The organism is Centipeda periodontii DSM 2778 (assembly GCF_000213975.1).
Taxonomy (GTDB): domain Bacteria; phylum Bacillota; class Negativicutes; order Selenomonadales; family Selenomonadaceae; genus Centipeda; species Centipeda periodontii.
The window spans coordinates 292,935-305,858 of the sequence record NZ_GL892076.1; the positions used below are offsets into that span (position 1 = coordinate 292,935).

At 59.6% G+C, this 12,924-nt stretch carries 13 protein-coding genes, 1 CRISPR repeat array and 1 riboswitch (1 of these 15 cut by a window edge); of the genes, 6 read left to right on the forward strand and 7 right to left on the reverse strand.

All coding sequences use genetic code 11. The annotated features are described in order from the left end of the window. A CRISPR array of direct repeats spans positions 1–415; the repeat unit is 35 nt; unit sequence GTTTCCGTCCCCTTGCGGGGGGCTGTTGCTTAAAT (it extends 123 nt beyond the left edge of the window). Between the two features lie 181 nt (positions 416–596). The 7 genes from HMPREF9081_RS01305 to HMPREF9081_RS01335 all read right to left on the reverse strand — a co-directional run bounded on the left by HMPREF9081_RS01305 (position 597) and on the right by HMPREF9081_RS01335 (position 6,579). Next, a complete protein-coding gene (locus HMPREF9081_RS01305; protein WP_006305080.1) occupies positions 597–1,001 on the reverse strand; it encodes a type II toxin-antitoxin system HicB family antitoxin in 405 nt (134 codons plus the stop codon). Positions 1,002–1,054: 53 nt separating this feature from the next. Then, positions 1,055–1,546: an energy coupling factor transporter S component ThiW gene (gene thiW / locus HMPREF9081_RS01310; RefSeq protein ID WP_006305081.1), complete on the reverse strand. Its 492-nt coding sequence runs from the start codon at positions 1,544–1,546 to the stop codon at positions 1,055–1,057. After that, the gene (gene thiD, locus HMPREF9081_RS01315) at positions 1,540–2,346 is read right to left on the reverse strand and encodes a bifunctional hydroxymethylpyrimidine kinase/phosphomethylpyrimidine kinase (RefSeq protein ID WP_006305082.1); all 807 of its coding nucleotides are present in this window, start codon (positions 2,344–2,346) and stop codon (positions 1,540–1,542) included. Before thiD ends, thiW begins: the two co-directional genes overlap by 7 nt. A 73-nt stretch (positions 2,347–2,419) precedes the next feature. Then, a complete protein-coding gene (gene thiM / locus HMPREF9081_RS01320; protein ID WP_006305083.1) occupies positions 2,420–3,241 on the reverse strand; it encodes a hydroxyethylthiazole kinase in 822 nt (273 codons plus the stop codon). A 220-nt stretch (positions 3,242–3,461) separates the two neighbouring features. Next, positions 3,462–4,637 (reverse strand): putative hydroxymethylpyrimidine transporter CytX, encoded by a 1,176-nt coding sequence (gene cytX, locus HMPREF9081_RS01325; protein WP_040394197.1) that lies wholly within the window; start codon positions 4,635–4,637, stop codon positions 3,462–3,464. Between the two features lie 112 nt (positions 4,638–4,749). Beyond that, a riboswitch (TPP riboswitch) is annotated at positions 4,750–4,856 on the reverse strand. 9 nt (positions 4,857–4,865) lie between these two features. Beyond that, positions 4,866–5,804 (reverse strand): PRC-barrel domain-containing protein, encoded by a 939-nt coding sequence (locus HMPREF9081_RS01330; protein WP_006305085.1) that lies wholly within the window; start codon positions 5,802–5,804, stop codon positions 4,866–4,868. A 28-nt stretch (positions 5,805–5,832) separates the two neighbouring features. Continuing rightward, positions 5,833–6,579: a hypothetical protein gene (locus HMPREF9081_RS01335; RefSeq protein WP_006305086.1), complete on the reverse strand. Its 747-nt coding sequence runs from the start codon at positions 6,577–6,579 to the stop codon at positions 5,833–5,835. Between the two features lie 275 nt (positions 6,580–6,854). On the opposite strand from HMPREF9081_RS01335, the gene HMPREF9081_RS01340 reads away from it, so the two are divergent. The 6 genes from HMPREF9081_RS01340 to sucD all read left to right on the forward strand — a co-directional run bounded on the left by HMPREF9081_RS01340 (position 6,855) and on the right by sucD (position 12,870). Further along, positions 6,855–7,121, forward strand: coding sequence for an HPr family phosphocarrier protein (locus HMPREF9081_RS01340; RefSeq protein ID WP_040394201.1), 267 nt, complete (start codon positions 6,855–6,857; stop codon positions 7,119–7,121). 122 nt (positions 7,122–7,243) lie between these two features. Next, complete coding sequence (gene ptsP, locus HMPREF9081_RS01345) at positions 7,244–8,977, forward strand: phosphoenolpyruvate--protein phosphotransferase (protein WP_006305088.1); 1,734 nt, start codon at positions 7,244–7,246, stop codon at positions 8,975–8,977. A 282-nt stretch (positions 8,978–9,259) separates the two neighbouring features. After that, positions 9,260–9,460, forward strand: a complete 201-nt coding sequence (locus HMPREF9081_RS01350) for a ferredoxin (protein WP_006305089.1) — start codon at positions 9,260–9,262, stop codon at positions 9,458–9,460. Between the two features lie 57 nt (positions 9,461–9,517). Next, the gene (locus HMPREF9081_RS01355) at positions 9,518–10,591 is read left to right on the forward strand and encodes an aldose epimerase family protein (RefSeq protein ID WP_040394205.1); all 1,074 of its coding nucleotides are present in this window, start codon (positions 9,518–9,520) and stop codon (positions 10,589–10,591) included. 163 nt (positions 10,592–10,754) lie between these two features. Then, a complete protein-coding gene (gene sucC, locus HMPREF9081_RS01360) occupies positions 10,755–11,945 on the forward strand; it encodes an ADP-forming succinate--CoA ligase subunit beta (RefSeq protein ID WP_006305091.1) in 1,191 nt (396 codons plus the stop codon). A gap of 19 nt (positions 11,946–11,964) precedes the next feature. Beyond that, a complete protein-coding gene (gene sucD, locus HMPREF9081_RS01365; protein WP_006305092.1) occupies positions 11,965–12,870 on the forward strand; it encodes a succinate--CoA ligase subunit alpha in 906 nt (301 codons plus the stop codon). The last annotated feature ends 54 nt before the right edge of the window (positions 12,871–12,924 follow it).

A 12,924-nucleotide genomic window follows, 5' to 3' on the forward strand; every position in this document is an offset into this window, starting at 1 on the left:
GATGCTTTAATGCTATCTCGTTTCCGTCCCCTTGCGGGGGGCTGTTGCTTAAATATGTGCTTGTTGAAATGTATGAAGCCCTTGACGAATCAGTTTCCGTCCCCTTGCGGGGGGCTGTTGCTTAAATCAATGCAATTTCAGCCTCAGAGGATTATCGGCTTGATGCGTTTCCGTCCCCTTGCGGGGGGCTGTTGCTTAAATTACTCCAGTAAGAATCTCATCATCAGTATCATCTACAAGGTTTCCGTCCCCTTGCGGGGGGCTGTTGCTTAAATAAAAAATCAGCTCGCTATTCAGCTTGAAAAGGCTGTGGTTTCCGTCCCCTTGCGGGGGGCTGTTGCTTAAATCAATACGATGTATGAGTTGACTTCATCCCTTTTGTTTCCGTCCCCTTGCGGGGGGCTGTTGCTTAAATCCTCGCCGCGCAATCCCTTGCGGGATCTCATCGAAAAGGGCAGTTTGCGGCGCGAATGTATTTTGAGCCGCACAAGTGTAGCCCGTTTGTGTTAAAAATTGCTGTATCCCTTGCGCCTATTGGTGCGGCGCGGATCTCTACTCGCGCATATTGTACAACGGTGTTCGCTGCAGGAAGCCCATTAAGCCTCCATCCCGCATTCGCGACGAATCGCGTTCTGCAGGAGCTGAGAGAAGTTGATGTTGTGCTCGCGTGCGAGCGTGTCCATCCATGCAGGGATGGTGAGGGTCTTCTTCACCGAACGGTTGTCCGTCCGGCGCAGATACGCCTCCTCGTCCCATTCGATGAGTGTAGTGAAGTCGCGCCCATGCGTCACAATGTCAGCAGGGTCGGTCGCGGGCGGAAAGGGCTTCTTGTCCGCTTTGAGCGTATAGAGATAAAGTCCGAGTGCATCACTCGCCATATAGAGGGCTTCTCGCATGGTGTCCCCCTGTGTATAACAGCCCGGCAAATCGGAAAAAAAAACAGAATACCCTCCCGCCTCCGGTTCAGGATGAAAAACCGCAGTATATATTTTCTTTTCCATGCATATCCCACTTTCTTATAAATAGAATATCACGCAACAGGTTTTCATACAAGTCATTCATCCCGCCGAATCTTCGGCAGTAAAAAGCGTAGGAGGACGTAGGCGAGGATGCTGCCCGCGCCCGTGGAGAGGAGGAAGGGGACGATGTAGACGGTGTAGCTCGCAGGGTTCAGCCCCATGAGGAGGGCGGCGACAGGATAGGCGGCGAGTGCGCCGAGGATACCGGTGCCGAGTGCCTCGGCGATGCAGGTGATGCCGAGGCGCTTCGTATAGTGGTAGGCGAGCCCGCACGAGAGCGCACCGATCATGCTGCCGGGGAACGCCATGAGGCTGCCGAGCCCTGCGATGTTCCTGAGAAGGCTCGCGGCGAATGCGACGCCGACGCCCCAGAGGGGACCGAGGAATACGGCGGCGAGGATGTTGACGAGGTGCTGCACGGGGGCGCAGCGGCTCCCGAGCACGGGGATGCTGAACAGTCCGCCGAGCACGGCGACGGCAACGAGGATGCCGGCGAGGGTGAGTTTGCGGGTGCGTGTGTCTAGCATATAAATTCGCTCCTCAGATCAAATCCATGCGCGAGTGGACCGCTCCCCTTTCCGAGGTCAAGCCCTGCGGCAAGTGCGCCCGAGAGGTATGCCTTCGCACGTTCGACGGCACGGTCGATGTCCATGCCGCGTGCGAGATTTGCGGCGATGGCACTTGAGAGGGTACAGCCTGTGCCGTGCGTGTTCGCAGTCGCAATGCGCCGCCCCTCGAACCAACGCGCGCCCGCACCGTCGACGAGCAGATCGTTCGCATCGTCGACGCTGTGTCCGCCCTTCATGAGCACCGCTGTGTGTGCGCGCTCATAGATACGCGCCGCCGCCGCGGTCATGCCCTTGCGGTCGGTGATTGCCGTATCCGCGAGCACCTCCGCCTCGGGGATGTTCGGCGTGATGATGGTCGCACGCGGCAGGAGCAGTGAGACGAGCGCCTCAACTGCATCCTCGCTGATCAGGCGCGCGCCGCTGGTCGCGACCATGACGGGGTCGACGACGATGTTCCGCGCATGGTATTCGTCCAGCTTCTCGGCAATCACGCGGATGAGCGCGGCGTCCGCGACCATGCCGATCTTCACCGCATCGGGCGGGATATCGGTGAACACAGCATCGAGCTGCGCCGCAAGGAATGCGGGCGGGACGGCGAGGATGTCGGTGACGCCCGTAGTGTTCTGCGCGGTGAGCGCGGTGAGTGCGCTCATACCGTAGACGCCGTGCGCGGTCATGGTCTTGAGATCCGCCTGAATTCCCGCGCCGCCGCTTGAGTCACTGCCCGCGATCGTGAGTGCTGTGTGCATTTTCATCATGCTTCCTCCTCAGAGTTTTTGGTCTATAGCACCTGTTACGGATTTGCCATGCGTACTGCATTTTCTTTTGTCCCTAGAGCTTCGTGATGTTCATACGCGCAGCGAGTTCTTCCGCAGTCATACGATAAATACTGTCAATAATACACGTCCGGTAGGTCGCGTTGCCGTCGCGCTCCCCCATCTGCGCCCACGCGATCTCTCCTGCGACGTCCATAAGGGCGACCGTCTCGGCGACTGCCGCGAGGAGTCCCAGAGGCTCAACAGCGAGAGCCGCCGCAAGGAGGGCGGAGAGCTGACAGCCCGTGCCCGTGACCAGCCCCATTTCGGGGCGCCCATTTCGGACAGTATACACGGTCACACCATCCGTCATAATGTCGATGGCACCCGTAACGACGACGATCGCCTCCGCACGTGCGGCAAAGGCACGCAGGAAGTCTGCCGTCGCCGCAAGATTCTCCTCGGTCACGGCATCCGCCGCATCCGCATCGACGCCCTGTGTCGTACCGCTCCCGACGGCAAGCGTCCGAATCTCGGAGATGTTGCCGCGAATGACGGTCGGGCGTACCTCATGGAGGATGCGCAGTGCAGTTTCCGTGCGCAGCCTGCTTGCACCCGCGCCGACGGGGTCGAGGACAACGGGATGTCCGAGAGCGCGTGCACGCTTTCCCGCCGAGAGCATGCTCGGGATGGTGCGCGCATTCAGCGTTCCGATGTTGAGGCAGAGCCCTGCGCAAAGCGCGGTGATCTCCTCCACTTCCTCGGGATCGTCCGCCATGATGGGGCGCGCACCGATGGCGAGCAGGACGTTCGCGACATCGTTGACGGTGACGTAGTTCGTGATGCAGTGGACGAGCGGGGATGCCGCTCGGATTTGGTCGAGGGTTGATGATGTCATGATGTTCCTTTCATAGTAGGAGGATTTTTTGGGGGTAGGAAGGGCGATGTCCCTAAGCGAACCCTAGTGGAGCAAGTGAGTAAAGTGTGCGACTCGCCCCCGGCGTACTTCTTTCGTTCAAGCGTAGCGCGTTTAAGAAGTGCGCCGGTATTTAGGCGAATGAGCACGCGATCACTTGCGCAACTAAGCGTTCGCGTGGGACATGCCTACACCAAAATATTTACGGTCTACACTTCCCCATCACCCGATTTGCGAGGAGTGCAAGCAAAAGCGTGATTGCCATGGTCGGCAGTGTGCTGCCGACGGGCGTGTCGAGCGTCATGAGATAGCGATAGCAGAGGAAGCCGATGAACCAGACAGCGAGGTTGACGACGTGGACAGAGCGCCCCGCCGCATCCTCGCGCAGGAGGAAGTAGCTTGCGATCTGGACAGCGATCATCGGGGCAAAGACCGAGCCGATGATGTAGAGGAAGCCCGTGATGTCGTCCATCGGGTAGAGCATCGCCGCCACCGCACCGAGGACGGTCACGCCGATACCGACACTGCGCCCCGAGGCGGAGCACACGATGCTCTCGCTCGAAATGCCCGCCGAGTACGCATCGAGATACGTCGTGGTAACGGTCGAGAGGATGACGACACCGAGCCCCGCTGCGCCAAGTCCCGCGTGCAGCATAATCTGTGCGATGTCCGATTCGCCCGTGAGGATCGCCGCACCCATGCCGATGAAGTACATCCAGCAGCTGACAAGCCCGTAGACGAGTGCGCTCATGGCGGCAGCGGCGACGGGCTTCTCCGCCTCGCGCGTGTAGTCCGAGATGAGCGGCAGCCACGAGAGCGGCATCGCAATCGAGAGCTCAAGCGCCATCGCAAAGCTCATTGCCTCACCTGCCGCAGAGCCCTCCGCAGCCCCCGTCCCGCCCATGATAACGGAGCAGAGAAGCACGGTGAGCAAAAACAGCCCCGTCATGGCGACGGCGTTCACGCGCTCAATCCGCAGAATCCCGATCCGAATCCAAACGATAATCAGCACGCCGATGACGAGACACCAGAGCCAATGCCCCGCATCCATCACAGAGTTTGCCGCAAGCGCTCCGTCGTAGATCATGATGCTCGTCCAGCCAATGAGCTGCATGACGTTGAGTGCGGCAAAGAGTAGCCCGCCGCGCGCCCCGAACGCCATCTTGACCGTCTCCATCGCACTGCGGCGCGTGCGTGCGCCGATCAGACCCGCGAGGAAAAGCAGCGCACAGCCGATGATATGCCCGACGACGATGGCGATGCCGCCGTCGCGAAAGCCGAGCGGCGCAAAGAATGTGCCCGTTAAAATCTCCGCCAGTGAAACCCCCGCGCCGAACCAGATCAGCGCGTTTGCGGGGATGCTTGTACGCTTGTCCATAGAAACCTCCAATCCATGTGCCCCTTCCACCATGCTGCGCATGGTCCCCCTTCCCCGCACGCGGGGCAGGCTTAAGGAATTAAAAACACGGCTATGCCAACTGACATAGCCGCGCTATTTGCACATATATCCCTACGTTGGCATTATCCAAATCAGGTTATGGGTCGGGACGCGTTGCCCCCTCTCAGCCGACTGCTGTCAGCTCCCCTTATTCTGTTGTATATACGGTTACTGTGCGCTCATCGAGAGCTCGATGAACTTGTTGCCGAGCTTCGCCTTCTGCAGGACTTCCTCGGTGATGTCCGCGCCCGCCTCAACGATGACAACGCCGTTGTCCATCTTGATCGTGCGCGTCGCCTTCTTGCCAAGCAGGAAGCGGCGGTGACGATCCTCGTTCACGCGATCCGCACTCTTGTCCTCGGCAGGCTCTGCGGCAGCCGCCTCCTCAACCGGTGCAGGCGTCTCTGCGGCAGGTTTCTCCGGCTCAGGCGCCGTTTTCTCAGCGGGCGCAGGTTCCTCTGCCGGGGGCTCGACGGCGGGCGCTTCCTCCACAACCGGCGTGGATGCCTCAACAACGGGTGTTACAGGCTCCTCCACTGCGGGAGCAGCCTCTGCCACCGGCTCAACCGCAGCTTCCTGAGCTGCAGGCGCTGTCACAGCGGGCGCCGCCGGTGCAGCCGCTGCGTCAAATTTTTTTCCGGCATCGCCCTCCGGAGAAATGACCGTGACTTCCTTACCAAAAATGGAAACCTGATCCGCCGTGACCTCAGAGGTAGAGCCCTCCGGTGTCGTGATTTCGCACTTCTCGATGCTGCCGTCCTCGCCGATGAAGATCTCGGTGATGTTGCCCTGAATGACACCCGTACGCGTGATCGCCTTCGTGCCGATGACGCGGATATTGTCGTCGAGCAGTGTCTCGAAATCGCCCGCCGCATCGAGCGTCAGGATGTTCTCGCTGTTGTTGATCGTGACGGCGTCCTCGCCGACTGCAATAACATTATCATAGGGAATGAGCTTGACTCCGCGATACCAGTCCTCGTCCTCAATCGTGATCGCCGCTACCACACGGTTCGGCGCATCGATGAGAAGGGTCTTGCTCATGCCGAGCTCGCGCCCTTCGGTAATGCTGATGACGGGAAGTCCCAGAATGTCAACGCTTTTCTTCATGTGTATTCCTCCATTTTACCAAAAAATGTCAGATGTTCGGCTCGTCTGCGCGCCGATCCGCCTCCGCGAGAATCTCCTTCGGAACCTCGCCGAAGGGGAGAGTAGGCGTACCCTGCGCCGCGAGCATATGAGAAACGACGGTCAAGGCTCTGCGGGAGCGTTCGAGCTCCTGCACCATGACTGCGTTCTGTGTGATGATAGGAAGCGCCAACGCCTCGTCAAAGAGAGCGAGCGCCGCAGTGTAGTTCCCCATGCGCTTGTAAAGTGTGGAGAGTTCGATGATGAGATACGGCATATAGGAGTCGTTCGGATAGCGCGCAAGCGCACGGCGATATGCCGCAATGGCAAGAGCAGGATCGTTCTCTGCCGACTCGTATGCAACGTCGAGCATCTCCTCCATGCTCTCCGGCAGCATTTGCTCCGCCGGCGCAGCTGCTTCCTGTATCACGGCAACTGCAGGTCGTGCGACGGGAGAGGATAGCACGTTCTCCCGTGTCTGTGCATATGCCGGTGTGGCGTCTACAGACGCACAGTCCACCGCCGCAACGGAAGGATCCTTCGCCGCCGTCGCAGACTCTGGCGTGCGGCGGCGTGCACGTGCCGTCATGAACGCATTATAGAGCGTGACGATCAGCCCCGCTCCTGCGACAAGGGCTCCCAACTGTACATAATACATCGTCGTCAGCGGCGGACGCAGGGCAATCAGCCCGGCGACGACGCCGACGCTCATCAGGATGGCAAAAACGAGCGAGGAAAGGCGGATCTGCATCTGCATTACCGTCGCCCCCTTTTCATACGACCGACTCCCGATACAGCGGGCATACTGATAGGTATTCCTTGACGTTTTCGACATGAATACGCAAATTCCTTCTTTGGCAGAGGAAATATTAAAAAAAATTCGTCGTGCTTTTTCCAAAACTTTTTTCTTTCGACTCTTTTTTTATCTCATGTTTCATAGTATAATGGCTGTGACATATTCATTCGCGTGCATAAACATGACGCATGCGAGGGGAAGATAGGTTGATTCACTAACGGATGGGAGAGATTCACATGACGCAGGAAACAGTGATGATCGAGAACAAGACGGGCATTCATGCGCGTCCCGCATCGGTGTTCGTTCAGACGGCAACGAAGTTCAAGTCCAAGATCCAGATTGAGGCAAAGGGCAAGAAGGTTGATGCCAAGAGCATCCTCATGCTGATGAGCATGGGGCTTGTCAAGGGTACGGAGCTCACCATCATCGCCGAGGGCGAGGACGAGGCAGCGGCCGTAAAGGAGCTCGCGGATCTCGTCAAGTCGAAGTTCGGCGAAGAGTAATCGGATCACAACGGGACGCCCGAGGTTTTGCAGTGCACTGTTTGCCTCGCGGCGTTTTTTCATAGGACTGCCGACCGTCAAAGCGCAAGGAAGGGGTCGGCATCTCTCATGGGGGGTAAAATATGGCAGAACAAATCCGTGGAAAAGGCGTGATCTCAGGCATCGCCGTCGGCAAGGTCATGCTCGCAGGGCAGAACCTCGACGGCTATCTCGCGGCATATAAGCCCGGCTCCGTTGCAGAGGAGCAGGGCAAGGCGGAGGCGGCACTCGCCGCCGTCACCGAGAATCTGCTCGCGACCATTGATCGGCTGCGCAAAGACGAACAGACCGAACAGGCAGCCATCCTGGAGGCGCACCGCATGATGGTGCAGGATCCGATGATGGCAGAGAACATCAAGACGAAGATCGAGGCATGCGGCAGTGCGCCGCAGGGCATTCTCGATGCCGCGAACGAACAGGCGCAGATCTTCGAGCAGATGGAGGATGAGTACTTCGCTGCGCGTGCCATTGATCTGCGCGACGTGGGCAAGCGCGTCGCGAAATACGTCCTCGGTGTCAAGGAGCCGGAGATCGGCACGGGGCAGGTCGTCCTCTGCGGGGAGGAGATCGAGCCGTCCGTCGTGGCGGGCATGCCCACCGACCAGATCGCGGGCGTCATCCTCGGCTCGGGCAGTGCGACGAGCCACGTCGTCATCATCGCAAAGGCGCGCGCCATCCCGACCGTCCTCGGCATCGGCGACAAGATCAGCCTCATCCAGGACGGCGACGAGATCATCCTCGACGGCAGCCGCGGCGACATCATCATCCGCCCGACGGAGGAGGAGCGTCTGCTGTATCAGGACAAGATCGAGGAGCAGAAAAAACTCGCGGCGCACTATGCCGCGCTCAAGGATCTGCCCGCCGTGACGAAGGACGGCGTGCGCATCGAGCTCACGGCAAACATCGGCACGCACATGGACGTGGACAACGCGCTCACGTACGGCGCGGAGGGCGTCGGACTCTTCCGCTCCGAGTTCGTCTTCATGGGCTCGACCACGATCCCGACCGAGGAGGAGCAGTTCAAGGCATACCGCGCCGCCGTCGAGAAATGCAGCGGTCACATCTGCGTCATCCGCACCATGGACATCGGCGGCGACAAGCCCCTGCCCTACCTCAACATCGACCCGGAGGAGAATCCGTTCCTTGGCTACCGCGCACTGCGCATCAGCCTGGATCGCCACGACCTCTTCCTCCCGCAGATCAAGGCGATCCTGCGTGCCGGACTCTACGGCAAGGCGGCGATGATGGTGCCCATGGTCATCAGCGTGAGCGAGATCCAGCGCGTACAGAAGCTCGTCGAGCAGGCAAAGGTGGAGCTCACACACGAGGGCAAGGAGTACTCCGACGACGTACAGGTCGGCATCATGGTCGAGACGCCTGCGGCTGCCGTTGTCTCCCCCCTCCTCTCCCAATACGTCGACTTCTTCAGCATTGGCACGAACGACCTCATCCAGTACACACTCGCGGTCGACCGCGGCAACGCGCAGATCGCGCACCTCTACAATCCGTTCAACCCGGCGGTGCTCCGTCTCATCCAGCGCACGATTCAGAGTGCACGCGAGCGCGGCATCTGGGCGGGCATGTGCGGCGAGATGGCGAGCGACCCGTACGCCGCCGTCATTCTGCTCGGCATGGGCATCACAGAACTCTCCATGAGCGCGCCCAGCATCCCGCGCGTCAAGGAGATGATCCGCTCCGTCACCTCGACGCAGGCAAAGGAGCTCCTCGCCGATGTCATGAAGATGGAGCACGGCGTCGATATCCGCGCCTACCTGCACAAGATGCTCGAGAGCTCGGACGCAAGCGCAGGGCTCTGATTGTTGCCGCAGTCACAGACATATACGCACACGTGCGTCATACTACAGACGTGTGTTATATTTTGAAAGCTTCCTGCTGTGCTTCGGTGCGGCAGGAAATTTTCGTCTTAGGGAATCGCTGATAAAATAGACCCTCAGATTGGCGTAGATTTTTTCGTCCGGTTGAGGAGGCAAACCGGACGCATAGCCAAAGCTATGTGGAGGATTTGCCGACGAAAAGCGGGCAAAAAAGATGCGCCAAGATAATGGTGCTGAATTTATCAGTGCTTCCCTTAGGAAGATATGATGAAGCTATCCATCGACAGCACCGCATGCGTCTCGTGCGGCATGTGCGCCGAGCGTCTGCCCGCCGTCTTTCGCATCGACCGCACGGCGCGCTCTGCCGTACTCGTGCGCCAGCCCATACCGACGGAACAAGACGATGCTCTAGAGGCGGCGGAGGACTGCCCGACGGGCGCAATTTTTCCCGTGGCAAATCCATGAATATATGCTACAATAGAGAAGGTTTTTCGATTGTCGTTTTTGTGGGGGGAATTTACGATGACGGAATTAAAGATGGAGCCGTTCGGCACGATGCCGGGCGGTGATCGAATCGATCTCTACACGCTGACGAATACGCACGGCACGAGCGTCGCCATTACGACCTACGGCGCACGTTTGGTGAAGTTCGAGCGCCTTGTCGGCGGAAAACCGCTCGACATCGTGCTCGGCTACGAGACAGGCGAGGACTACGTCGCCGACACCGCCTCGATGGGTGCCATCGTCGGACGACACGCGAACCGCATTGCAGGCGGACGCGTCACCATCGCGGGGCGACCCTATCAGCTGGAACTGAACACGGGCTCTCATAAACAGAACCACATCCATGGCGGCTCGAAGGGACTGCACTATCACCTCTGGACGGCAGCGATCGTGGACGGCGGTGTCGCGTTCACAACGATCAGTCCCGACGGCGAGGGCGGCTACCCCGGCAACTTTGAGGCGAAGGTCACCTATCGCCTCACGGACGACGATGCCCTCCACATCTCCTACCGTGCCATCAGCGACGCGGACACCATCTGCAACCTCACGAATCACACGTACTTCAACCTCGAGGGTGCCACGGCAGACAGCGTGCTCGACCACGAAGCACAGATCTACGCCGATGAATTCACATGGGCGGATGCGGAGTCGCTGCCCGACGGGCGCATCCTCACCGTATTCGGCACGCCGATGGACTTCACCGAGCCGCACCGCATCGGCGAACGCATCGACGCGGACTACGACCAGCTGCAGATGGCGGGCGGCTACGACCACAACTGGGTGCTGCGCGGTGACATTGCGCCCGAGCCGTACTCCCATCTGAAAAAGGCGGCGCGCGTTGTCTCAAAGAAAACAGGGCTCGCCCTCTCCTGCTATACGACACAGGTCGGCATGCAGTTCTACACGGGCAACGCCCTCGGGAAAAACCCCCTGATCGGCAAGGGCGGCAAGGAGTTCCCCCGGCGCGGCGGCTTCTGCCTCGAGACGCAGTTCTTTCCGAATGCGCCTGCGAATCCGAACTTTCCGCAGCCCGAGCTGCACATGGACGAGGTGTGGGAAGCAGAGACCGTTTACAAGCTCGATGATCTATGACCAACTTCTTATGACCAAGTCACAGCTATAGAAATAGATTATAGAAATCCAAGATTTTTCAATTACCCATTTATACAAAATCGCTAGACATTTCTATAAAAGAAGCGTAAGATAATATCTATCGATGAGTTCTGCTCACAAAAATTAAGGGAGGATTGACTAAATGAACATTCATGAGTACCAGTCCAAGCAGGTTCTGCGCGAGTTCGGCGTGAACGTGCCGAACGGTCTGCCGGCGTTCACCGTCGACGAGGCGGTTGCGAACGCGGAGAAGCTCAGCACCCCGGTGATCGTCGTCAAGGCGCAGATCCACGCAGGTGGCCGTGGCAAGGCGGGCGGCGTCAAGATCGCAAAGAACAAAGAGGAAGTGCGCGCCTACGCGCAGGAGCTCCTCGGCAAGACGCTCGTCACCCATCAGACGGGCCCCGAGGGCAAGGTGGTCGGTCGTCTTCTCATCGAGGAAGGCTCGAAGATCAAGAAGGAGTTCTATCTCTCCTTTGTCGTTGACCGTCAGACGGCGAGCATCGTCATGATGGGCTCCGAGGAGGGCGGCGTTGAGATCGAGAAGGTCGCCGCCGAGACCCCCGAGAAGATCATCAAGGAGTACATCGACCCCGTGATCGGGCTTGCTCCGTTCCAGGCAACGCGCATGGCGTACGCCATCAACATTCCCGGTCCCGCCGTCCGCAAGGCAGCAGCGCTCATGCAGGGACTCTACGCCGCATTCATCGGCAAGGACTGCTCGCAGGTCGAGATCAACCCGCTCGTCGTTACCGAGGACGACGATGTCATCGCACTCGATGCGAAGCTGAACTTCGACGACAGTGCCCTCTTCCGTCACCCCGACATCGCGCAGCTGCGCGATGAGACCGAGGAGGATCCGAAGGAGCGCGAGGCGGCTGCGGCAGGACTCAACTACGTCAACCTCGGCGGCGACGTCGCATGCATGGTCAACGGCGCAGGACTTGCGATGGCGACCGTCGACATCATCAAGCACTATGGCGGCGAGCCGGCGAACTTCCTCGATGTCGGCGGCGACTCCGAACCGGAGAAGATCGCAAAGGCGTTCAGCATCATGCTCGAGGGCGGTCAGGCAAAGGGCATCTTCGTCAACATCTTCGGCGGCATCAACCGCTGTGACAACATCGCCAACGGCATCATCGAGGCGGCAAAGATCATCTCCACGGATGGGAAGTCCCTCCCCGTTCCCGTCGTCGTGCGCCTCGAGGGCACGAAGGTCGAAGAGGGCCGCGAGATCCTGAAGAACACGCCGATCGGCAACGTCTTCCCCGCAGCCACGATGGAGGGCGGCGCAGAGCAGATCGTGAAACTCGTCGCACAGGCGAAGGCTTAATCGAAAGGGAGGTCATACAATGTCAGTAATGATTGATAAGGACACCAAGGTCATCGTCCAGGGCATCACCGGCAAGGCGGCTATGTTCCACACGAAGCAGATGCTCGACTACGGCACGAAGCTCGTCGGCGGCGTCACCCCCGGCAAGGCAGGGCAGACCGTCGAGGGCGTACCCGTCTTCAACACCGTTGCAGATGCGGTCAAGGCAACGGGCGCAACTGCCTCCGTCGTCTACGTCCCCGCGCGTTTTGCGGCAGACTCCATCCTCGAAGCAGTCGATGCACAGCTCGATCTCGTCGTCTGCATCACCGAGCACATCCCCGTCCTCGACATGGTGAAGGTACGCCGTTACATGCAGGGTAAGAAGACCCGCCTCGTGGGACCGAACTGCCCCGGACTCCTCACCTCCCAGCAGTCCAAGCTCGGCATCACGCCCGGCACCGTCAGCAAGCCCGGCCACGTCGGACTCATCTCGCGCTCCGGCACCCTCACCTATGAGGCGGCATTCCAGCTCACGAACGCGGGCATCGGTCAGACGACCACCGTCGGCATCGGCGGCGACCCCGTCAAGGGCACGGACTTCATCGACGCGCTACAGCTCTTCAAGGATGACCCCGACACCTACGCCGTCCTCATCATCGGCGAGATCGGCGGCACAGCGGAGGAAGACGCCGCAAAGTGGATTCAGGAGAATATGAAGGATAAGCCGGTCTCCGCGTTCATCGCCGGCCGTCAGGCGCCTCCGGGCAAGCGCATGGGTCATGCGGGCGCGATCATCTCCGGCGGCAAGGGCACGGCGGCGGACAAGGTCGCTGCGCTCAACGCGGCGGGCATCCCCGTCGCCGACACCGTCGCCCACATCGGCGAGACCATGGTCAAACTCCTCAAGGAAAAGGGCCTCTACGACAAGTGCCACACCTGCTGAGGCAATTTACAGCATAACGAAGGGGCTGTTGCACGAGCGCCCCTATCGGCTCGC

Excerpts from the sequence above, each read along its gene's own strand:
- HMPREF9081_RS01305 (WP_006305080.1), bottom strand. The coding sequence starts at position 1,001 with ATGGAAAAGAAAATATATACTGCGGTTTTTCATCCTGAACCGGAGGCG.
- thiW (WP_006305081.1), bottom strand. The coding sequence starts at position 1,546 with ATGCTAGACACACGCACCCGCAAACTCACCCTCGCCGGCATCCTCGTT.
- thiD (WP_006305082.1), bottom strand. The coding sequence starts at position 2,346 with ATGATGAAAATGCACACAGCACTCACGATCGCGGGCAGTGACTCAAGC.
- thiM (WP_006305083.1), bottom strand. The coding sequence starts at position 3,241 with ATGACATCATCAACCCTCGACCAAATCCGAGCGGCATCCCCGCTCGTC.
- cytX (WP_040394197.1), bottom strand. The coding sequence starts at position 4,637 with ATGGACAAGCGTACAAGCATCCCCGCAAACGCGCTGATCTGGTTCGGC.
- HMPREF9081_RS01330 (WP_006305085.1), bottom strand. The coding sequence starts at position 5,804 with ATGAAGAAAAGCGTTGACATTCTGGGACTTCCCGTCATCAGCATTACC.
- HMPREF9081_RS01335 (WP_006305086.1), bottom strand. The coding sequence starts at position 6,579 with ATGCAGATGCAGATCCGCCTTTCCTCGCTCGTTTTTGCCATCCTGATG.
- HMPREF9081_RS01340 (WP_040394201.1), top strand. The coding sequence starts at position 6,855 with ATGACGCAGGAAACAGTGATGATCGAGAACAAGACGGGCATTCATGCG.
- ptsP (WP_006305088.1), top strand. The coding sequence starts at position 7,244 with ATGGCAGAACAAATCCGTGGAAAAGGCGTGATCTCAGGCATCGCCGTC.
- HMPREF9081_RS01350 (WP_006305089.1), top strand. The coding sequence starts at position 9,260 with ATGATGAAGCTATCCATCGACAGCACCGCATGCGTCTCGTGCGGCATG.
- HMPREF9081_RS01355 (WP_040394205.1), top strand. The coding sequence starts at position 9,518 with ATGACGGAATTAAAGATGGAGCCGTTCGGCACGATGCCGGGCGGTGAT.
- sucC (WP_006305091.1), top strand. The coding sequence starts at position 10,755 with ATGAACATTCATGAGTACCAGTCCAAGCAGGTTCTGCGCGAGTTCGGC.
- sucD (WP_006305092.1), top strand. The coding sequence starts at position 11,965 with ATGTCAGTAATGATTGATAAGGACACCAAGGTCATCGTCCAGGGCATC.